Source organism: Colwellia sp. MB3u-45, from assembly GCF_014077005.1.
Classification (GTDB): domain Bacteria; phylum Pseudomonadota; class Gammaproteobacteria; order Enterobacterales; family Alteromonadaceae; genus Cognaticolwellia.
Map to the genome: position 1 here is coordinate 64,463 of NZ_JACGVC010000045.1, position 19,834 is coordinate 84,296.

General features: G+C 38.4%; 21 protein-coding genes and 1 tRNA gene. 11 read left to right on the forward strand and 11 right to left on the reverse strand.

Going from position 1 to position 19,834, the window contains the following annotated elements; all coding sequences use genetic code 11:
• Window positions 1-588, forward strand: a complete 588-nt coding sequence (locus H4J41_RS08485) for a gluconate 2-dehydrogenase subunit 3 family protein (RefSeq protein WP_182135636.1) — start codon at window positions 1-3, stop codon at window positions 586-588.
• Between the two features lie 46 nt (window positions 589-634).
• Window positions 635-1,408, forward strand: coding sequence for a DUF1080 domain-containing protein (locus H4J41_RS08490; RefSeq protein ID WP_182135637.1), 774 nt, complete (start codon window positions 635-637; stop codon window positions 1,406-1,408).
• Between the two features lie 503 nt (window positions 1,409-1,911).
• On the opposite strand, the gene H4J41_RS08495 is transcribed toward H4J41_RS08490, so the two are convergent.
• From H4J41_RS08495 to aceK, 6 genes are all read right to left on the reverse strand, one after another.
• Window positions 1,912-2,163, reverse strand: coding sequence for a GH32 C-terminal domain-containing protein (locus H4J41_RS08495; RefSeq protein ID WP_182135638.1), 252 nt, complete (start codon window positions 2,161-2,163; stop codon window positions 1,912-1,914).
• Window positions 2,164-2,622: 459 nt separating this feature from the next.
• A complete protein-coding gene (locus H4J41_RS08500) occupies window positions 2,623-3,480 on the reverse strand; it encodes a delta-class carbonic anhydrase (RefSeq protein ID WP_182135639.1) in 858 nt (285 codons plus the stop codon).
• 462 nt (window positions 3,481-3,942) lie between these two features.
• A complete protein-coding gene (rimI, locus tag H4J41_RS08505) occupies window positions 3,943-4,407 on the reverse strand; it encodes a ribosomal protein S18-alanine N-acetyltransferase (RefSeq protein WP_182135640.1) in 465 nt (154 codons plus the stop codon).
• Window positions 4,404-4,877, reverse strand: a complete 474-nt coding sequence (locus H4J41_RS08510; protein WP_182135641.1) for a DNA polymerase III subunit psi — start codon at window positions 4,875-4,877, stop codon at window positions 4,404-4,406. Before H4J41_RS08510 ends, rimI begins: the two co-directional genes overlap by 4 nt.
• A gap of 142 nt (window positions 4,878-5,019) precedes the next feature.
• Window positions 5,020-5,096, reverse strand: a tRNA-Trp gene (locus H4J41_RS08515).
• A gap of 203 nt (window positions 5,097-5,299) precedes the next feature.
• Entirely contained in the window at window positions 5,300-7,030 is a 1,731-nt protein-coding gene (gene aceK / locus H4J41_RS08520) for a bifunctional isocitrate dehydrogenase kinase/phosphatase (protein ID WP_182135642.1), read from the reverse strand.
• Between the two features lie 224 nt (window positions 7,031-7,254).
• On the opposite strand from aceK, the gene queA reads away from it, so the two are divergent.
• The 5 genes from queA to secF all read left to right on the forward strand — a co-directional run bounded on the left by queA (window position 7,255) and on the right by secF (window position 12,935).
• Window positions 7,255-8,307, forward strand: coding sequence for a tRNA preQ1(34) S-adenosylmethionine ribosyltransferase-isomerase QueA (queA, locus tag H4J41_RS08525; protein WP_182135643.1), 1,053 nt, complete (start codon window positions 7,255-7,257; stop codon window positions 8,305-8,307).
• A 112-nt stretch (window positions 8,308-8,419) separates the two neighbouring features.
• Window positions 8,420-9,562 carry a tRNA guanosine(34) transglycosylase Tgt gene (gene tgt, locus H4J41_RS08530; RefSeq protein ID WP_182135704.1) on the forward strand — a complete coding sequence of 381 codons (1,143 nt, stop codon included), beginning with the start codon at window positions 8,420-8,422 and terminating at the stop codon, window positions 9,560-9,562.
• Window positions 9,563-9,618: 56 nt separating this feature from the next.
• A complete protein-coding gene (gene yajC, locus H4J41_RS08535; protein ID WP_182135644.1) occupies window positions 9,619-9,954 on the forward strand; it encodes a preprotein translocase subunit YajC in 336 nt (111 codons plus the stop codon).
• Between the two features lie 173 nt (window positions 9,955-10,127).
• Window positions 10,128-11,975 (forward strand): protein translocase subunit SecD, encoded by a 1,848-nt coding sequence (secD, locus tag H4J41_RS08540; RefSeq protein WP_182135645.1) that lies wholly within the window; start codon window positions 10,128-10,130, stop codon window positions 11,973-11,975.
• A 12-nt stretch (window positions 11,976-11,987) separates the two neighbouring features.
• The gene (gene secF, locus H4J41_RS08545; protein ID WP_182135646.1) at window positions 11,988-12,935 is read left to right on the forward strand and encodes a protein translocase subunit SecF; all 948 of its coding nucleotides are present in this window, start codon (window positions 11,988-11,990) and stop codon (window positions 12,933-12,935) included.
• A gap of 514 nt (window positions 12,936-13,449) precedes the next feature.
• Here secF and bfr (H4J41_RS08550) read toward each other — a convergent pair.
• The 3 genes from bfr (H4J41_RS08550) to H4J41_RS08560 all read right to left on the reverse strand — a co-directional run bounded on the left by bfr (H4J41_RS08550) (window position 13,450) and on the right by H4J41_RS08560 (window position 14,767).
• Window positions 13,450-13,917 carry a bacterioferritin gene (gene bfr / locus H4J41_RS08550; protein WP_182135647.1) on the reverse strand — a complete coding sequence of 156 codons (468 nt, stop codon included), beginning with the start codon at window positions 13,915-13,917 and terminating at the stop codon, window positions 13,450-13,452.
• Window positions 13,918-13,952: 35 nt separating this feature from the next.
• Entirely contained in the window at window positions 13,953-14,417 is a 465-nt protein-coding gene (gene bfr / locus H4J41_RS08555; protein ID WP_182135648.1) for a bacterioferritin, read from the reverse strand.
• 155 nt (window positions 14,418-14,572) lie between these two features.
• Window positions 14,573-14,767: a (2Fe-2S)-binding protein gene (locus tag H4J41_RS08560; protein ID WP_182135649.1), complete on the reverse strand. Its 195-nt coding sequence runs from the start codon at window positions 14,765-14,767 to the stop codon at window positions 14,573-14,575.
• Between the two features lie 267 nt (window positions 14,768-15,034).
• Between H4J41_RS08560 and H4J41_RS08565 the strand changes: the two genes are divergently transcribed.
• The 3 genes from H4J41_RS08565 (at window position 15,035) to arsJ (ending at window position 17,776) form a co-directional block, all read left to right on the forward strand.
• The gene (locus tag H4J41_RS08565; RefSeq protein WP_182135650.1) at window positions 15,035-15,385 is read left to right on the forward strand and encodes a metalloregulator ArsR/SmtB family transcription factor; all 351 of its coding nucleotides are present in this window, start codon (window positions 15,035-15,037) and stop codon (window positions 15,383-15,385) included.
• Window positions 15,386-15,462: 77 nt separating this feature from the next.
• Window positions 15,463-16,488, forward strand: coding sequence for an ArsJ-associated glyceraldehyde-3-phosphate dehydrogenase (locus H4J41_RS08570; RefSeq protein ID WP_182135651.1), 1,026 nt, complete (start codon window positions 15,463-15,465; stop codon window positions 16,486-16,488).
• 43 nt (window positions 16,489-16,531) lie between these two features.
• Complete coding sequence (gene arsJ / locus H4J41_RS08575; RefSeq protein ID WP_182135652.1) at window positions 16,532-17,776, forward strand: organoarsenical effux MFS transporter ArsJ; 1,245 nt, start codon at window positions 16,532-16,534, stop codon at window positions 17,774-17,776.
• Window positions 17,777-17,804: 28 nt separating this feature from the next.
• Here the strand turns inward: arsJ and H4J41_RS08580 are convergent, their stop codons facing one another.
• Both H4J41_RS08580 and can read right to left on the reverse strand, forming a co-directional pair.
• Entirely contained in the window at window positions 17,805-18,452 is a 648-nt protein-coding gene (locus tag H4J41_RS08580) for a sulfotransferase (protein ID WP_182135653.1), read from the reverse strand.
• Window positions 18,453-18,597: 145 nt separating this feature from the next.
• Entirely contained in the window at window positions 18,598-19,200 is a 603-nt protein-coding gene (gene can, locus H4J41_RS08585) for a carbonate dehydratase (RefSeq protein WP_182135654.1), read from the reverse strand.
• 239 nt (window positions 19,201-19,439) lie between these two features.
• Here can and ppiC point away from each other — a divergent pair, with 239 nt between their 5' ends.
• A complete protein-coding gene (ppiC, locus tag H4J41_RS08590; protein WP_182135705.1) occupies window positions 19,440-19,718 on the forward strand; it encodes a peptidylprolyl isomerase PpiC in 279 nt (92 codons plus the stop codon).
• The last annotated feature ends 116 nt before the right edge of the window (window positions 19,719-19,834 follow it).

Consider the following 19,834-nt stretch of genomic DNA (forward strand, 5'->3'; position numbering starts at 1 on the left):
ATGAATAGGCGTGAATTATTAAAAATGATTACGGTTGCTACAGGTACATTATTTGTAGGAACTAATGTATTCGCTAAAAGTGTACTAAGTGCGACCGATCTAAAAAACACAGATTTTACTGACAAAGATGTCGCAATGCTAAATGAAATAGGGGAAGGAATTTTACCTCGAACAGATACCCCAGGGGCTAAAGATGCCAACGTTGGTTTAATGATGACTATTATGGTTACTGATTGTTATGAAAAACCTGAACGTGAAGCGTTCATCTCAGGTATTAGCACGATAAAGGCATACGCTCACCAAGTTTATAATAAAGACTTTATAGCGTTAACTGTTGAACAGCAAATGAAATTACTAACGACATTGGATAATGAGGCACGCATCTACAATGAAAAAAATGTGCATGCATCAGAAAATACGACGAAAAAAATACCTCATTACTTTTCGTTAATGAAGCAGCTTGTATTGTTTTGTTTTTTCACTTCAAAAATTGGAGCTACTGAGGTCTTGAGATATGTTGCTGTGCCTGGATATTACGACGGGGCACTTCCTTATAAAAAAGGCGATAAAGCTTGGTCTACGAGCTGAAGTTAATTACCTCAAATTTTATAAATAATATTTAAAGGAAATATAAATGAATATGAAAAAAAATATAAGCTTACTTGGCCTAATAGCAAGTAGCATTGCAAGTTATGTAGCTGTTGCAGACAATGCACTAGAGCCGTGGCAGCAAGCACAAAAAACAGAAGTTTGGTCTCCAGTACCTAAAATTGTTTCAGTAAATGCAAATCATGTTCCCTCAGATGCAACAATATTATTTGATGGTACTGATTTAAGCTCATGGGAAACATTAAAAGGTGGAACTGTATCTTGGGCTGTAACAGATGATTATTTTACTGTTAATCCAGGAATGGGCGATATTAAAACCAAGCAAAGTTTTTGTGATGTGCAATTGCACTTTGAATGGAAAACACCGACGAATGTTAGCGGCATGAAAGGTCAGCAAAGAAATAACAGTGGAATTTTTTTTCAGCAACGTTATGAAATACAAATTTTAGATTCGTACCAGAATGAAACCTATGCAAATGGCCAAGTGGGAAGCGTTTACAAGCAAACGATTCCTTTAGTTAACGCGATGAAGCCTACCGGCGAGTGGCAAACGTACGACATAATATATACCGCACCTCGATTTAATGAAGAAAAACTGATTACACCGGGATATGTTACGCTCCTACATAATGGTGTACTAGCGCAAAATCATGTAGAAATTCAAGGTAAAACTGAATGGATTGGAGCACCCAGTTATAAAAAACATGGCTGCGCGCCTTTACAGTTACAAGATCATGGTAATCTTGTGAGTTTTAGAAATGTGTGGTTAAGAGAGCTGAATAGTATAAATGGTCAGTAATTTACAATTTTTTACAATTTTTTATAATTTTCTGGTGATAATGATCAACTAGACTTTACTAAAGTATTTTTCAACTCATTTATTGGATATCTATATTATTGAGCCTACATTAAATCTGGTATTCCTGAATATTAAATTTAATATAGTGTGCTGTTTATATTAGTTAGCATGAGAACGGTTTAAGCTTTACCATTGAGTTTAACTCGACGTCGCTTATTCTGAGCTTAAACTTTTCTTCTTTGAGGCAGTAAACAACTAAGCTAGCAAGTAAATTAAGCATGCACCCATTAGGGCTTCGATGATTCGGATGCTCTATTTGGGAGATGTTTTTTATTGGTAATTAATTGTCTCAATAATAAAATGATCAAGACAAGAATAAGCTGACTAAAACTCTATAGAGTAGGTGTAACAACACCTACTTATTACGCCTAGTTAATTTTAAACTCAAAAAAGTACAGTTAATTACTACCAAATAGTATTGAGTTCACTTATCGTAAGATTACCTACATTAATGTGCTATCAGCTTCAATACTTATTGTAGAGTCAGGCATATTAGGGAAAAAAATTGAAGTGAGAACTGTTTCACCGTTATTAACAAATATTTCAAAAGAAGAATGATCAATATAAATATCAAACTTATATTCAGATAATAATTTTGTTTTAGGAGCCTGTTGTATGGCCGTAAAGTGTTCTTGAAAATCAACATTTCCTGATATTAAATGATAAAATTGAATTACCCCATTTACTACGTCCAAAGATAAACAATCTTTTCACCTAACTTATTTGCAAATACCATATCAATTAATTTGGCATCACACGGAATAATATCAAGCTCTAAATTGTATAGATTTGACCTTTGATTAGAATTTTTATTATCTTTAATTAGACAGCTAACTAAGTCCTTCCGCATCAGAACACTCTAAACAACGATTCTTAGATACTTTCCCGAACATTGATGACAAAGCTTACAGTACACTTATTTGATGGTTTGGTGGATATTTGAAAGTCGGCTAATTCAGTGGTATATCAGATTAAAAATATACATTTTATCTAACATGAATATAAGATCAATGTCAGGGAAATACCTGCCGAGATTGCTAACCCCCAGGAATAATTAGCAAGCAATTTGCCTAAGGGGGGGAAAGCGAACTCTGTGGCTTGCTTTTTGCCTTTTATTTTTGTGTTACTGAGTTATTGATATTATTAACATCTGACTACTTGATCGGTGAAAGTAGTTCATGATTAGTGATTAAGTTTCTGACCCCATGGGCATGATCTTCGTTAAACTCATTGCTTTCACACCACTGAGCTATTGTATCAATATTGACTTTAGCCACTTCAGGTCGAACACTCCAAGTGACTTGAAAAGGTGAACCTACTTCATTATAACTAGGGCCAGTGGTTGAGCCACTATATATCACGGGTTTACCGGTATTGTTGGGCAGGTTTAATGCTTGATACTGTTCGTTTTGTTCGCCAACTAAGGTTAACTGAGTAAAGTTCAACGCGTTATTATCGTTAACCAGGACATAGACTTGAGTTTCCACTCGTAGTTGGGGGTTTTTAATCGACTCACTTAAACAAGCACCTAAGGTCGCTCCAGGTTTTATCTGCGCAGATGAATGAACGTAATGTACTTCAATGGTATCGCCAGATTGTAAGCCGCCATGTTTACTAGGACAAACATTTTTAGATACTGGTTGTAGTTGCTGTGCAGTTAACTTGCCTGAATATAGATAGCCGCTTTGATATCCTTGACCATCACCATTACCGGCATATTGGGTAAATTGTCCACCGGTATGCTCAGCATTTTTGTGAAAATGAATGTTACATAAGTTCATGGTTTCGTAGGCGGGTGCTGTGCCAAAATCAATAGTGTTTGTGCCCACAACAGCATCTATATCTCTAGGAGATTGTGGGCCAAAACCTTTATTTTTTGTGTTGTGAGCAAGTGCGGCTCTTTGCTGGCTAACAAGGTCGTCGCTAACCGTGTTTAAGTGCGTTGAATTTGCCTGCACAGTGAGTGATAAAGCCAGTGGCATAATGGCTAGCAAGTAATTTATTTTATTCATTAGAGCTCCAAAATTAGCATTAATCTAGTAATCGAGACATTATTATGTTTTAGACAAGGTGTTGAATAATCGACTATTAAAAATATGAGAAATAATAGGTAAAATATAATTGTAATGACTCAAGATAATATAGCAAGCAGTAATGGTTTAGTTAATGGCTGAGTTATTGGCTATAAATTTAGTGATCGTTATAAGTTGTTAAGGGCTATGTAATTCTACTGAGGCGGCTAGAGATAGGTTAAGCGTTAATTGCTCAGCTTAACCAGACAATTTTGGCCAGACGGAATTTGCCTGACACTATTTTCCAGACACTATCTTCCAAACACAATGGCTCGATAATAAAGTCAGTATTATCCCAAGTATTGAGGAGAGAAATGGTCAGGGTTTTACTGTGCATTATTATGGCAAAATCACACAGACTTTAATTTAACTTCACCTAACTTCACCTAACTTTAGCTTAGTTTATTTTAGTTTTTTTGACATCACTATAGCGTCTTCATAACCAAAGCCGGTATTGCTTGGGTAATAGCCGGTTCTGCGTGATATTTCAGTAAAGCCCTGATTAATATAAAGCATTTGTGCGCTAATATTTTTTGCCCGTACTTCGAGGAAAATACTGTCGGTAGCGAGTGTTTTACAGTGTGCGAAAAACTGTAACAACAGAGCTTTACCGTAACCTTTACCTTGTTGCTCTGGGCTAACACAAATATCCATTAATGTTGCTTCACCTAAGATGAACTCGCCAACATAAAAACCGACAATACTATTATCTATGGTTAAATAATCACCAAAATATCGCCCGCTGATACAACTTCTAAAGGTTTTTTCACTCCACGGGTGTGGGTGGCAGGCAAGTTCAATCACCATAAGCTGTTCGACTATATCCTGATGCACAGGCGTAAAAGTAGTGTTTATTATTTGTTTCATGTTGAGCTTAAAGATCCTATTGATTGCCACAATGATTTTTTTAATTCTGGCGAGTTGGCAAGCGTGGTTAAATCGGGTGTACTTAAGCAGTTATGCTTAAATTCAATACGTTTATTTGGCGTGAATTGCCAATTAATAATACCTAAATCGATTTTATTATGGCTAATTGATAAATCGGCGCTATTCGCACCTAAACAACGAATAATATCTTTAAATAGCGGTTGTTTAAGTAATGACTGTAGATCGACAGCAATATAGTCACTTTGTGCTGTTTGCTTAGTTGTATCCGGACTTGATTGTGATAATGCGGGTGAGGTAACTGCGGTGCTTGAGTCGCTATTTGTAGCGTTATTTTGAGCAGTCTCAGTAGCATTAGCTGACAATACGTTATGGCTGGATAATTCTCGCCTTTGCCAAACGGTGATGCCCATGGCTTGTAATAATTCAAATTGTCTTTTGTTAATGCTCATATCATTTTAGCTACAGTTAGAAATCACAGTTATCATGACAGAGTTTTGAAATAGGAAGAACTAGAATTTGTTATAAATACGATTTGTTAGTTAATTAATCAAATTAGTAAGAACTAACATGATCTAACATAAGAAAGGATATTGGCAGGGGTGGAGAGATTCGAACTCCCAACCGTCGGTTTTGGAGACCGCTGTTCTACCAATTGGAACTACACCCCTGCAACAGATTCGAATTATACTGATGCCGAGCTAAAGGTAAAGCGTAAATTTAAAAAAAATGACTGTTCGGCTAAATAAACAGCAGATGTGCGGGTTTTTATTAATTATTGTTGGTTTTATAGCCGTTCTACTTCAAGGTTCTGCTTGAAGTAGAGCGGCGAAATAGCCAGACAACTAAAGTTGTTTGACTATTTCGTGTGGTTTTATTTACTTTTCCAATGACAAAAACGTGATTCTTCAGGATACGGGTAAACATCGGCAAAAACGCCTTTAGCTACACTCGCTTGGCAGTCTTGCCAATATTGAGCTTGCAGTAAATTAGCATGATGACCTAAAAAGGCTTGTCGATAACGCTTATTGGCTAATGCAAAAGTGGCTATTTCTTCTGGAAATACATCACCAGGGTCAACTGAGTACCATGGCTCTGCAGCGTAAATTTGCTCTTCTGTGACGGCTTCTGGTTTAACGCGAAAATTAACCTCATTCATATAGGTAATTTCATCGTAGTCATAAAAAATTACTCGACCATGGCGCGTGACACCAAAATTTTTCAACAACATATCGCCTGGAAATATATTGGCGGCAATTAGCTGTTTAATCGCTTCGCCGTAACCATACATAGCATTGTCTACTTGGGCATCATTGGCTGTTGCCAAGTACAAATTCAGTGGCGTCATTTTACGTTCGATATACATATGTTTAATGATCACTAAATCATCTTCATATCTTAACAACGAAGGGGCAACGGTGTTGAGTTCTTCAAGTAGCTCGGCTGAGAAGCGCTGTTTTGGAAAGGCCACTTCTGAATATTCCATCGTATCAGCCATTCGTCCCACTCGATCATGCAATTTAACTAAACGATATTTGCCTTTAACATCTTCCCGAGTCATATTTTTACTGGGGGAAAACTTGTCTTTAATAACCTTAAAAACATAGGGATATGATGGCAGCATAAATACCGACATCACCATACCTTTGATACCCGGCGCGAGTACAAGTTTGTCATCACTGTTATTCAGGTGGTTTAAAAAGTCACGATAAAACTGGGTTTTTCCCTGTTTGTGAAAACCGATGGCAGAATATAAATCTGCGCTAGTTTTATGGGGGGTTAAACGATTAAGAAAAACAATTAACGCGTGTGGGTGCTGACAATCAACAAAGAAATAAGCACGAGCAAAACCAAAAACCACCGCCATATCTTCACCTTCGGTGATCAAAGCGTCAATATAAAAACCTTCTTTTTCAGTGTTTAATAGCGAAATAATAAAGGGTGTTTCACCACCTGGGGAAATTACTCGGCCAATAATATAAGCGCCTTTATTACGGTAGAAAACAGAATCTAAAATATCGAATTGTAAATCTGATAGCTGATAGAGCGTTTTATCTGCGTGTTGACGAAATTTTGCTATCAGAATATTGATATCTTTTTTCAAGTGCGTAAATGGCACTGAAAAATTTTGTTTATTCATAATGTGGTTGATGGTTTGAAACAATCCTTGTTCGGCAGGAAAGTAACTGGTAAATATTTTTGGTGTCGGTAACGTATCTAAGCGTGTGGCGGTTGATTGCACGAAAATATAGGCATTATGATAATATTCACGCTCAAACAGATGGCAAAATATTGAATTATAAAAACTCTCAGCTAACTCTGGTTGAGGATGTTTACTAAGTATGTCTATATAGCAACTTTTAACATATTGCCAAAGCTCATCACTTAACTCAGTGACCAGAAAATCTTGTTTAATAGTGGTGAGTGTTTCTTCTATACGTTGATCATAAAAGTCAGTACGGGCTTTAGCGGCTAATTGTATGTCATGCCAACGTTGTTGCTCAAAACGTTCTTTTGCCGTTTTTGTTATTTCACTGTAAAGATAAATATGTCGCTCAAAACCGTTGATAATAGTTTTTGCGATAGCGAAAGCAAGATTTTTCATGTGCTTACCTGACTAAGTTATTTTATTTCAGCATACGTCAAAATGAAGGTTTTAGGTGATTAATTTTAAACTATAGTCGCTATTTATGCTCGTGATAGCAGTTAGGTACTTTAGGTGATATCGCTGTTATAACCCATGCTGAGTTTTACAAGTTAATACTTGCTATTCGTGACGTGCAGCACTAAAATTACGCGTTTTTTAACCTTTAAACTAGTTTATTTACCATGCGTGTTGCTGATTTTTCATTTGATTTACCCGAAGAGCTTATCGCTCGATACCCAAAAGCCAACCGTTCAGCCAGCCGTTTAATGACCTTAAATGGTAATAGTGGCGTGCTTAATGATGAGAATTTTACTGACCTTGTTGCCCATGTCAAAGCGGGAGACTTGTTAGTTTTTAACAATACGCGAGTGATTCCAGCACGCATGTTTGGTCAAAAAGCCAGTGGTGGTAAATTAGAGGTTTTAGTTGAACGTTTACTCGATGAACATCGGGTGTTAGCACACATCCGCTGCAGTAAATCGCCAAAGCCGGGTAGTGAAATACTATTAGAAGGTAAAGTTAAAGCCACTATGGTGGCAAGACATGACGCCTTGTTTGAGCTTAAATTTCATGGTGAACAATCAGTGTTATCCATATTAGATGACGTTGGCCATATGCCGTTGCCGCCTTATATTGATCGACCTGATGAAGACAGTGACCGTGAACGCTATCAAACAGTTTATAATGAAAAGCCCGGTGCGGTAGCCGCGCCAACAGCCGGCTTGCATTTTGACGATGCACTCATGGCAGCACTGAAAGCCAAAGGTGTAGATTTTGCTTTTGTGACTTTACATGTAGGTGCAGGTACCTTTCAACCCGTAAAGGTTGAGGAAATCGCTGACCATATTATGCATGCTGAGTATGTTGAAGTGCCCGCGAGTGTTGTCACTCAAATTGAGCAAACTAAGGCCAATGGCGGTAAAGTTATTGCGGTGGGCACCACGTCAGTTCGTTCACTAGAAAGTGCCGCTAAAGTGGCTAAAGAACAAGGTAAAGCCTTTAGTGAATTTTATGGTGATACCGATATTTTTATTACCCCAGGTTATGAATTTCAAATTGTTGATAGTTTAATTACTAATTTTCACTTGTCGGAATCAACCTTGCTGATGTTAGTCAGTGCCTTTGCCGGTTACGACAATATTATCGCGGCTTATCAACATGCGGTTGCACAGCAGTATCGCTTTTTCAGTTATGGTGATGCCATGCTGTTAACGAAAAAAGATCACAATACTTAATCGTAAAAAATACAAGTTGGCTAGGTTATAGCCACTTAAACGCAAAAGCAGCTAGCCTGTTTCGCTAGTGGGCGAAGGATGAAATATGACAGATAAAACAGAAAAAAACGCTATGCAGTACGAGTTACTCACTAAAGACGGTAAAGCTCGACGTGGTCGTTTAACCTTTGACCGTGGCACAATAGAAACCCCAGCGTTTATGCCAGTAGGTACTTACGGCACAGTAAAAGGCATGAAAGCTGAAGAAGTAGCAGAAACAGGTGCCGAAATTATTTTAGGCAATACCTTTCACTTGATGTTACGCCCAGGTACTGAAATTATCGAACAACACGGTGGCTTACATGGCTTCATGAATTGGGATAAGCCCATTCTAACCGATTCAGGCGGCTTCCAAGTATTTAGCTTAGGTAAAATGCGTAAAATCACCGAAGAAGGGGTTAAATTTAGCTCGCCCGTGAACGGTGAAAAAATTATGCTAACACCTGAACGCTCAATGGAAGTTCAGCGCAGTTTAGGCTCTGACATCGTGATGATATTTGATGAATGTACCCCTTATCCCGCGAGTCATGAAGAATCAAAAGTGTCAATGGAGCTTTCATTGCGTTGGGCGCAGCGTTCAAAAGATGCCCATGAGGGTAACCTCAATGCTTTATTTGGTATTGTACAAGGCGGCATGTATGAAGATCTACGTGAAGTCTCTGTTAATGGCTTAACCAGTATCGGTTTTGATGGCTATGCTATTGGTGGCTTATCAGTTGGTGAACCCAAAGAAGATATGATTCGAATATTAGATCATACCGCGCCCTTGATACCAGAAAATAAACCCCGATATCTTATGGGAGTTGGTAAACCTGAAGACTTAGTTGAAGGTGTGCGCCGCGGTATTGACATGTTCGATTGTGTGATGCCAACACGTAATGCCCGTAACGGACATTTATTTGTCACTAACGGGGTTATCAAAATTAGAAATGCTCGTCACAAAACGGATACTGGCCCATTAGATCCTGAATGTGATTGTTATACTTGTAAAAATTATTCGCGTGCTTATTTACATCATTTAGACAAATGTAATGAAATTTTAGGTTCGCAATTAAATACCATGCATAATTTACGTTTTTACCAACGTGTAATGCAAGGATTGCGTGACGCGATAGAGCAAGGCAAACTAGATACGTTTGTTGCTGAGTTTTATGCGCTACGTGATTTACCTGTTCCGCCATTAGCTAGTTCATTAGCGGACAATGAAACAGCATAAACAGCTGTAATTTCGCCATTTTATAAAATTAATCAGAAAAATAAAAAGAGGTATTTATGAGTTTATTTATTAGTCAAGCCCACGCTGCTGCAGGTCCCGCTCAAGGGGCTGATGGTATGTCAATGTTAATTATGCTAGCTGTATTTGGTTTAGTATTTTATTTTATGATCTATCGTCCACAAGCTAAACGTGTGAAAGAGCATAAAAGTTTGATGTCTGAATTATCAAAAGGTGACGAAGTACTAACACAAGGCGGCATTGTTGGTAAAATTGCTAAAGTTTCAGATGAAAAAGATTTTATCGTCGTAAGCATCGCCGAAGGTACTGAAGTTACAGTACAAAAAAGTGCAATTAATGCTGTATTACCTAAAGGTACAATGAAATCTCTATAATGAGATCTTGTTGGCTTTTTTCGCTATAGCGGTTTTGAAGGTGTGCATTGATAGTGATCAATTGCACGCCTTAAATAGCTTATGCAATAGTGATAACAAAAATTATAACAAACTTTCGTGCGATAACTTAGTTTAGTATTAGCGCGCGATTCAAAAGAAAATAGGGTGATATTGTGTTAAACAAATATCCATTATGGAAGACATTGATGGTGCTATTTATAGTAGCTGTTGGTGCTTTGTATGCGACTCCTAACCTTTATGGTGAAGATCCCGCAGTACAAATTTCTGGCTTGCGCGGTATTGAAACAAACGCAGCAACGTTAGACGTAGTTAAGTCACACTTAGATGAAAAGAAAATCTCCTACTTAAGTCTTGTGATGGAAAACGGTCAAATATTGGCGCGTTTCAATGACACAGAACAACAATTACGTGCGCGTGATCTACTTGATGACAATATGGGTGATGAGTATTCAGTTGCCTTAAACTTAACACCTGCAACACCTTCTTGGTTAGCAAGCATTGGCGGTACGCCAATGAAGTTAGGTTTAGATTTAAGTGGTGGTGTTAGCTTCCTAATGGAAGTAAACATGCAGGAAGCGATTGTTAAAGTACAAAAAAGTTTAATTGATGATTTTCGCACGGGTTTACGTGGCGAAAAAATTCGTTATCGCTCAGTTAAAGAAGTTAATGATGCCATTAGTATTCAATTTCGTAATGCTGAAGACTTAGCAAGTGCAGAGTCATATCTAGAAAAACAAAACCGTGATGTAGTATTTGTTAGTGATGAGGATAGCTTAACCTTATCCGCCAGAATGACTGATCAAAAATTAAAAGAAACCCGTGAATATGCATTGCAACAAAACATTACCATTATTCGTAATCGTGTGAATGAGCTAGGTGTTGCTGAGCCGCTAGTACAACGTCAAGGTCAAAAGCACATTGTTATTGAATTACCGGGCGTGCAAGATACAGCGAAAGCAAAAGAAATTTTAAGTGCAACTGCGACGATTGAATTTCGTTTAGTTGATACTGAAGGTGATTTAGGTGCAGCGCTTAATGGTCGTGTTCCAGGTAGCTCAGAGTTACTAAAAGAACGTAACGGCCAACCGGTATTGTTGAAAAAACGTGTGATGCTTACAGGTGATCATATTGTTGATGCGGGTTCAAGTTTTGACGAATATAGCCGCCCACAAGTTAATATTACCTTAGATTCTGCTGGCGGTAATAAAATGTCAAGCAGCACTAAAAGTAATATTGGTAAGCCAATGGCAACGGTATTTATTGAATTCAAACCAACCGACCGTGTTGATGCTGAAGGTAATACTATCTTCGAGAAAGTTGAAGAAGTGATCAGTGTTGCTACTATCCAAGCACGCTTAGGTAAAACTTTTAGAATTACGGGTGCGGGTAGCCAATCTGAAGCACATAACTTAGCCTTACTGCTTCGAGCGGGTGCTTTGGTTGCGCCGATTCAAATTGTAGAAGAACGTACTGTTGGTCCAACATTAGGTGCTGAAAACGTAAGACTGGGTTTCCAAGCCATTATGATGGGCTTTGGTTTAGTCTTCATCTTTATGCTGATTTATTACCGTGCCTTTGGTGTGGTGGCAAACATAGCGTTAGGGGCGAACTTAATCTTAATTATTGGCATTATGTCGTTGATCCCAGGTGCAACACTATCGTTACCAGGTATGGCCGGCATTGTGTTAACTGTCGGTATGGCGGTTGATGCTAACGTACTTATTTTTGAGCGTATTCGTGAAGAAATTCGTGAAGGTAAATCAATTCAGCAGTCAATCCATCAGGGTTATGACGCGGCCTTTTCAACTATCATTGATGCCAATATTACCACGTTAATTGCTGCCTTGATTTTATTTGCTATCGGCACAGGACCCGTTAAAGGTTTTGCGATCACGTTATCAATCGGTATTATCACTTCGATGTTTACCGCAGTTATTGGTACTCGTACTATCGTTAACGCTGTTTGGGGTGGTAAACGTCTCGATAAACTTTCTATATAGGGCTTCAATTATATGCAAATTTTACAATTAAAAGAAACTGTTGCCTTTATGCGCTACCGCAAGGTGGCCTTGATATTCAGCATTGTACTCATGCTAGCCTCGGTTGTTTCATTGGCGACCAATAAGCTTAACTTTGGTTTAGACTTTACGGGTGGTACTTTAATCGAAATTGGTTTCGATGAATCGGCTGATTTGACAAAAGTTCGCGCTATTATGGACTCAAACGGTTTTGATGATGCGGTAGTTCAGTTATATGGTTCAAGCCGTGATGTGGTGATTCGTTTAGCACCACGTGAAGATGTTAAAGCAGAAATGCTAGGTAACCAAGTACTTGATATTTTACAAGCAGGTACTGGGCAAACTATTGATATGCGTCGCATCGAGTTTGTCGGGGCGAGTGTTGGCGATGATTTAGCAGAGCAGGGCGGTTTAGCTATGTTAACGGCGCTGATCTGTATTTTAGTCTATGTTGCCTTTCGTTTTGAATGGCGTTTTGCCTTAGGCTCAGTTATCGCGTTATTTCATGATGTATTGTTAACGTTAGGCTTGTTCTCTGTTTTACAGTTACAGTTTGATTTAACGGTACTTGCAGCGGTACTGGCGGTCATAGGTTACTCACTCAACGATACCATAGTGGTCTCGGATCGTATCCGAGAAAACTTTAGAAAAGTGCGTTCTGGTACGCCTGAAGATGTGATCAACATTTCTTTAACGCAAACCTTATCACGGACCGTTATTACTTCAATTACTACCTTGTTAGTACTTGCTGCTTTGTTCTTTAAAGGTGGAGCACTAATACATGGTTTTGCGACAGCATTATTATTAGGGGTTTTTGTCGGTACTTACTCATCAGTTTATGTAGCCAGCTCGGTTGCGTTGGCATTAGGTATTTCGAAAGAAGACTTAATTCCTGAAGTGATTGAAAAAGAAGGTGCGGATCAAGAAGAAATGAAACCGTAAAACGCTCTTAGCGCTTATGGTTAGATTTCATTAAGGCTCGCATTATGCGGGCCTTTTTTTGATCGGTACTTTATAACTCATGTCTTGATTTACTCACTGAGCTATTCTATGCAAAGAGACATCGACCAAGGTAAGGCGTGTATTTTAATCACGGTTTATGCTAATGATTAAATAATCCATTGAATGCTTATCTAAACCCAGATGAGTGCTGACAAAGTTACAAAGGGTGATTGCTTTTTATTTAGTGAAGATATAGCGTTGGCGCATTAAAAAAGCCAGCGAGTAAACTCACTGGCTTTTTATGTTTAGGATGTAGGTACTGCCATGATCACGCTGCCGCTCTTAACTATCCATGGTGGCTCTTAACCATCCATAGCGCTGTACAGCATTAATACAGCTCGGTAATTGCTCCTGCATTGCCCTAATAACTTACCTGCATGTAAGGACATGCACGTCGATGTGAAAGAATGACGATATTAAGGCTACCTATAGACTATTTTAGTGGCTATATTGGTTATAACTGCGATTGAATATAGTTTTGTAAACCGATAGTTTTAATGAGACCTAATTGTTGTTCCAACCAGAAGGCATGATCAACTTCAGTATCGTCTAATAATTTTTCTAGAATCTCACGTGTTACGTAATCTTTTTCCTGTTCACACAGCGCAATAGCGGCTCTAAGCGCTTTTGCATCGGCATATTCCACATCTAAATCACTTTGCAGCATCTCAGGAACCGTCTTGCCAATATTTAAGCCTTGGCGCGTATGCATATCAGGTATACCTTCTAAGAATAAAATACGCTGAATGAGCATTGAGGCATGTAACTTTTCATCGTCAAATTCGTGATCGATACGTTCAAATAACTTATTCATGCCCCAATCTTCATACATCCGAGAATGAATGAAATATTGGTCCATTGCGGCTAGTTCATAGGAGAGTAGGCCGTTTAATGCTGCAATAACTTGCGTATTACCTTTCATATTATTTTCCTTCTAAATGGTCTAGCTTAAGCCGTTTACAGCTGTGCCTGAATAAATTTCTCAATACCCATAGCGTTAATTTGGTATTGCTGAGTTTCCAGCCAATCTAAATGTTCTTCTTCGTCATTCAGTATAGTGTCTAACATTTCACGGCTGACATAATCTTGTTGTTGTTCACAAATAGTAATGGCGTTACGCACTACCGCAATTTGTGCGGTTTGAAAACCAAGATCACAACGGATCATTTCTTCGGTATGTTCACCGATAGCCAGTGGTGCTAATTGTTGTAAGTTAGGTAGGCCTTCAAGAAATAATATCCGCTCGATAACCTTGTCAGCTTGCTTCATATCTAGGATTGATTTTTTATAGCACTTGTTGTTTAAGGCATTAATACCCCAATTTTTGTACATGCGAGCGTGTAGAAAATATTGATTAATCGATGTTAGTTCACTGGTGAGTACTTTATTAAGTATGGTGAGTACTGAGGTGTTGCCTTTCATTAGCATCTCAAATTTAAGTTAATTAAATATTGGCTGTAATTATAGAAAGAAAGTAGGTAAATGAAAAGGATAGATTAAAAAAATATTTAAAAACAACAACTTGAGAATGTTAATCGTTATCAGTTGCAGTCAGGTTATTAACGTAAGTGGGCTCTTTAGCCGACTTCTTTAAATAAGCTCTCATTGATAATAGTGTTATTAATAATATTTTGAGCAACCTTAACGCAAGTACCACACTGTGAACCTAATGGTAAGTGCTGTTTTAGTTCACGGATAGACCCGACACCGGATTCAGTGACTAATTGTTTAATTTGATGATCTGTGATGCCTTTGCAAATACAAACAAACATGATAAAAATTCGCTGGTGATTGATAACACGATTGATAATAGTTCTTATTTAGTTTCGTTTCAACAATTAATTTGTGCTTTTTATTAGTACACTGATAAACCTAATAATTTAAATTATTAAAGCGTGTTCGCATTTTAATACCCAGGTTCGTAAGACACTTTTATTTTAATATAATTGCTTTATAATAAAATTATTATATAACTATTTCGTTATTAAGTGGCTTGGGTTATTATCACCTAAACTGAGCATTAACCAGAAGAGCAGCAAATGAATCCAACTGAATTTTATAAAAATTTGGCTGATGATATACGGCTTAAAAGTATATTGCTGATTGCCCAAGAAGGCGAGCTTTGTGTTTGCGAACTCATGGCGGCACTTGCTGAGTCTAGTCAGCCAAAAATATCCCGACATTTGGCGGTATTAAAAAGCTCGGGCTTATTATTAACACGTAAACAAAAACAGTGGGTTTTTTATAGCATTAATCCTGATGTAGCCACATGGGCACAACAGGTTATCAGTTTAACCTTAAAAGAAAATATCAACTTTATTACTCCACATTTGCAAGCGTTACATCTTATGGGCGCTAGGCCTGAACGCATTGCAAATTGTTGTGAGTAAGCGACACCAAGCTTAAATGAGCCAGATCACTTAGCGGGCTAAGTGATTATAAAATAAATTTTGACAGGAAAATCATCATGACAATTAAAATTGGTATTAACGGTTTCGGCCGTATTGGACGTTTATCGATGCGGGTGGCCTATGGCTGGGATGATATTGAAATTATTAAAATTAACGACCCCGCTGGTAACGCAGAAACCTTAGCACATTTACTTAATTTTGATTCAATACACGGTATTTGGCAACATCAGGCGCAGCATAAAGCTGAAAATATAGTGATTAACAACCATGAAATTACCTGTAGCCAAAACAGCACTATTGCCGACACAGATTGGTCAGGTTGTGACGTGGTTATTGAAGCAACGGGTGTGATGAAATCTACAGCATTATTGCAAGCTTATTTAGACCAAGGGGTGAAACGTGTGGTCGTTACTGCGCCAGTGAAAGAAGATGGCGTATTAAATATTGTTATGGGCGTTAATGATGACCAATACGACAGCGACAAGCACCCGATAGTCACTGCTGCATCTTGCACCACTAACTGCCTTGCCCCAGTGGTAAAAGTTATTCACGAAAATATTGGCATTAAACATGGTTCAATGACCACCATTCATAATATTACCAATACGCAAACCATCTTGGATGCACCGCATAAAGATTTACGTCGCGCTCGTGCTTGTGGCATGAGCTTAATTCCAACCACTACCGGCTCAGCAACGGCTATTACCCATATTTTCCCAGAACTTAAAGGTAAACTTAATGGCCATGCGGTACGAGTGCCACTGGCTAATGCGTCAATTACCGATTGTGTTTTTGAGCTAGAACGAGCTACAACAGAACAAGAAGTGAATGACTATTTACAAGCGGCGGCGAATGGCGAACTAAAAGATATTTTAGGTTTTGAACAGCGGCCACTAGTTTCAATTGATTATAAAACCGATCCACGCTCGTGCATTATCGACGCACCCTCCACTATGGTGGTTAATGGCACACAAGTTAAACTTTATGTTTGGTATGACAACGAATGGGGCTATGCAAATCGTACAGCGGAAATCGCTCGTATGGTGGGTCGCTCTGATCTGAACTCTAATCTGAATAGTTAGACATAAAACTCACCAAGCTAAAAGCTAAAGTAGATTTGCATAAATGAAAGCACTCAGTGGCCTATCAGTTCAGGTAAAACAATATTTAATGATCACCGGTAATTATTGGGCATTTACCCTAACCGACGGTGCGCTGCGGATGTTGGTTGTGCTGTATTTTTATCAGCTCGGTTATAGCCCGCTAAATATTGCCTTGCTATTTTTGTTTTACGAAATTTTTGGCGTAATCACCAATTTAGTCGGGGGCTGGTTGGGCGCTCGTATCGGGCTAAACAAAACCATGAATATTGGTTTAGCCTTACAAATCATCGCTTTGGTTATGCTTTTGGTGCCGAGTGGTTTTCTCACTGTGGCTTATGTCATGGTGGCGCAAGCTTTGTCTGGTATCGCTAAAGACCTAAATAAAATGAGCGCAAAAAGTGCCATTAAACTTTTAGTACCAGCAGAGCAGAGCGGTAAACTGTATCAATGGGTGGCACTATTAACTGGCTCTAAAAATACCTTGAAAGGCATCGGTTTTTTTCTCGGTGGCGTGTTGTTAACCTGGCTAGGTTTTACCGGCGCTATTGCACTGATGGCGGCCATGTTAACGATTGTGTGGCTGTTCAGTCTGTTTAAGTTGGAAGCAGACTTAGGTAAGGCTAAATACCAACCTAAATTTAAAGAGATACTATCAAAAAGCCGAGCGATTAACTTACTTTCAGCCGCGAGGTTATTTTTATTTGCCGCGCGTGATGTGTGGTTTGTTATCGCTTTACCTGTTTTTTTAGCCACAGAATTCGCTTGGTCACATAGTGGGGTCAGTGGCTTTATGGCTGGTTGGATCGTGCTTTATGGTCTAATGCAAACGCTCGCGCCAACATTAACTAAAAAACCTGACAATAAAGCACCCACAGGCAGAGATGCCGCAATATGGGGGGCTATATTGGTTGTGGTTCCTGCAGCAATGGCGCTTGCCTTACAGAGCGATTTTTCAGCAAAATGGGTGGTTATTATTGGCTTAATGGTGTTCGCAGTTTTATTTGCCATTAATTCGTCATTACATAGTTTTTTGATTGTTGATATGGCGGGTAAAGACGGTGTGTCGCTTGATGTGGGTTTTTATTATATGGCTAATGCCTGTGGCCGGTTGTTAGGTACTGTACTTTCAGGCTGGGTTTTTCAGCTTTATGGCTTAGTGGCCTGTCTATATATATCAGCAGTTTTTATTGCTTTCGCTGTACTATTTGCCGGCTTAATTAATCCCGCTAATAGTGATTTGACCAAGCAATCAAGCAACCGCGCTTAATTAGGCGAGATACACTTGATGATGCTGTTTAGGTTAAATAGGGCAGTTTAGTTACTCTACCTTTATTGGTAGAGTTAACCTTTAAGGTGTTCTTTATATCTTTCCAAGCGGTGATCTTACCGCCGACATTAAGTTTTTCAAAACCTAAGCTAGCGGCTTTATAATCATTAATATCGCCAGTTAACGCTAAAAAGCTCAGTAAGTGTTTATAGCTCTGACTGTCGCTAATATCTATCGATAAAAAGTCATCTTCCCGGCCTTGAAAATACTGATAAACCTGACTTTGATGTTGTTGGTAGCATAGTGCTAAAAACTCAAAATCATTGATGTTATCTAGATTATAGGGCGTAAATATTGTTTGATAACAGCGTTTAATTATTGGGTTAAAGCCACCATCGTCGCGAATAAGGTTGGTATGCATACGGGCGAGTAACTTCTGGATGGAAGGTAGCCATTTATCCATAGCACGCCCTAAGTAGATAAACTTAGCGTTGGGATAAGCTTTATCTAAATATTGATAATCACAAAATATCGGCGTGTCGGCGATCACTTGCGCTTCAGTGAATGAGCGATCGGTATACGCGGTATGTGCGACATGAAAACCTAACTCAAGCATAGCCGCACAAATACTGGTAGTACCGGTTCTAGGTAAGCCAATAATAAATATTTTGTTCATAATAGTTGCAATGTTAGTGCTGAAAAATTCACTATTGTACAAGGTGAGTGCACCATTGTATAAGCTGACGACAATAAAAGTTAACTCTTTTTAGTGTCTTATGACCCGGTAACAACATTTGCTATAGGGCTAGTTTTAAGCCCCATTATTTATTGCAATCAACCGAGACCTGTAAGTCTTTTAAAATACCGTCATGCAAATTATAAACAAAGCCATGCACGGTAACATCTTGCTTTATATCCCAAGCTTTTTTTAAGATAGTTGTGTTACAAACGTTGGCAACTTGTTCTATCACATTTAATTCGCAGAGCAATTTTAGTCGTTCAGTTTTATTTTCAACAGCGTCTAAACGCGCTTTATGAAAGCGATAAACATCTTTAATATGATGTAACCAGTTATCAATTAAACCATGGCTTTGATTGTCTACAGAAGCAATAACGCCGCCACAGCCATAATGTCCACAAACAATGATGTGTTTTATTTTTAAAACATCAACCGCGAACTGAATAACAGAAAGGCAATTTAGGTCAGTATGGATAACTTGATTAGCAATATTACGGTGCACAAAAACTTCACCCGGTTGCATACCCAGTAATTCATTAGCCGGTACGCGAGAGTCTGAGCAACCTATCCATAAATATTCAGGGTTTTGTTGTTCTGATAAATGTTTGAAAAAATTAGGATCTTCTTGTTTTATCTTGTCAGACCATTGCTGATTATTGTCAAATAAATGCTGTATTGAACTCATGGGGGGAACAACTAAGGAAAATATACCGTGATTCTAAGTTGTTACGCTAACAAGTAAAGAAAAAACTGGTCTTATATCTGAGGCTATTCGCATAGCTATGGATAAAGTGATGGATTTTGCTCAAGATGATTTAGCGTTAATTACCGCGTTAACTAATTACAGCGTTAATTAAAAGTATTTACTTTGCCTTGGCCATAATTCGTTATAATAACGCTATTAACCCTAAATTGGAGAATAATGTGGCCGCTGCATGTGCCCGTCATATTTTAGTTAAAAGCGAAAAGCTTGCGCAAGAATTAAAGGCTAAAATCGCCAAAGGGGCTGACTTTGGACAGTTAGCCAAGAAAAACTCAACTTGCCCTTCAGGTAAGAAGGGTGGGGATTTAGGCGAATTTAAGCCAGGCCAAATGGTAAAAGCCTTTGATGATGTGGTTTTTAAAAAAGCGATATTAACTGTGCATGGTCCAATTAAAACCAAATTTGGTTATCATCTTATTCAAACCATTTATAGAAACTAATCATAGAGCAAAACTAAGTCCTCGTAAGGCGGAGTACTTTTAAAACGCAGTAGTTATAAAGCTCAGTACTTATCCATTTCAATAGCTATGAAAATTGAAGGGCTATCCACTTAGCC

Bases quoted from the DNA above. Each gene is read 5' to 3' on its own strand.
- queA (WP_182135643.1), top strand. From the start codon at position 7,255: ATGCGTGTTGCTGATTTTTCATTTGATTTACCCGAAGAGCTTATCGCT.
- H4J41_RS08560 (WP_182135649.1), bottom strand. From the start codon at position 14,767: ATGTTTGTTTGTATTTGCAAAGGCATCACAGATCATCAAATTAAACAA.
- H4J41_RS08485 (WP_182135636.1), top strand. From the start codon at position 1: ATGAATAGGCGTGAATTATTAAAAATGATTACGGTTGCTACAGGTACA.
- bfr (WP_182135648.1), bottom strand. From the start codon at position 14,417: ATGAAAGGCAACACCTCAGTACTCACCATACTTAATAAAGTACTCACC.
- H4J41_RS08490 (WP_182135637.1), top strand. From the start codon at position 635: ATGAATATGAAAAAAAATATAAGCTTACTTGGCCTAATAGCAAGTAGC.
- arsJ (WP_182135652.1), top strand. From the start codon at position 16,532: ATGAAAGCACTCAGTGGCCTATCAGTTCAGGTAAAACAATATTTAATG.
- H4J41_RS08570 (WP_182135651.1), top strand. From the start codon at position 15,463: ATGACAATTAAAATTGGTATTAACGGTTTCGGCCGTATTGGACGTTTA.
- yajC (WP_182135644.1), top strand. From the start codon at position 9,619: ATGAGTTTATTTATTAGTCAAGCCCACGCTGCTGCAGGTCCCGCTCAA.
- aceK (WP_182135642.1), bottom strand. From the start codon at position 7,030: ATGAAAAATCTTGCTTTCGCTATCGCAAAAACTATTATCAACGGTTTT.
- H4J41_RS08580 (WP_182135653.1), bottom strand. From the start codon at position 18,452: ATGAACAAAATATTTATTATTGGCTTACCTAGAACCGGTACTACCAGT.
- secF (WP_182135646.1), top strand. From the start codon at position 11,988: ATGCAAATTTTACAATTAAAAGAAACTGTTGCCTTTATGCGCTACCGC.
- H4J41_RS08510 (WP_182135641.1), bottom strand. From the start codon at position 4,877: ATGAGCATTAACAAAAGACAATTTGAATTATTACAAGCCATGGGCATC.
- tgt (WP_182135704.1), top strand. From the start codon at position 8,420: ATGCAGTACGAGTTACTCACTAAAGACGGTAAAGCTCGACGTGGTCGT.
- rimI (WP_182135640.1), bottom strand. From the start codon at position 4,407: ATGAAACAAATAATAAACACTACTTTTACGCCTGTGCATCAGGATATA.
- bfr (WP_182135647.1), bottom strand. From the start codon at position 13,917: ATGAAAGGTAATACGCAAGTTATTGCAGCATTAAACGGCCTACTCTCC.
- H4J41_RS08500 (WP_182135639.1), bottom strand. From the start codon at position 3,480: ATGAATAAAATAAATTACTTGCTAGCCATTATGCCACTGGCTTTATCA.
- H4J41_RS08565 (WP_182135650.1), top strand. From the start codon at position 15,035: ATGAATCCAACTGAATTTTATAAAAATTTGGCTGATGATATACGGCTT.
- can (WP_182135654.1), bottom strand. From the start codon at position 19,200: ATGAGTTCAATACAGCATTTATTTGACAATAATCAGCAATGGTCTGAC.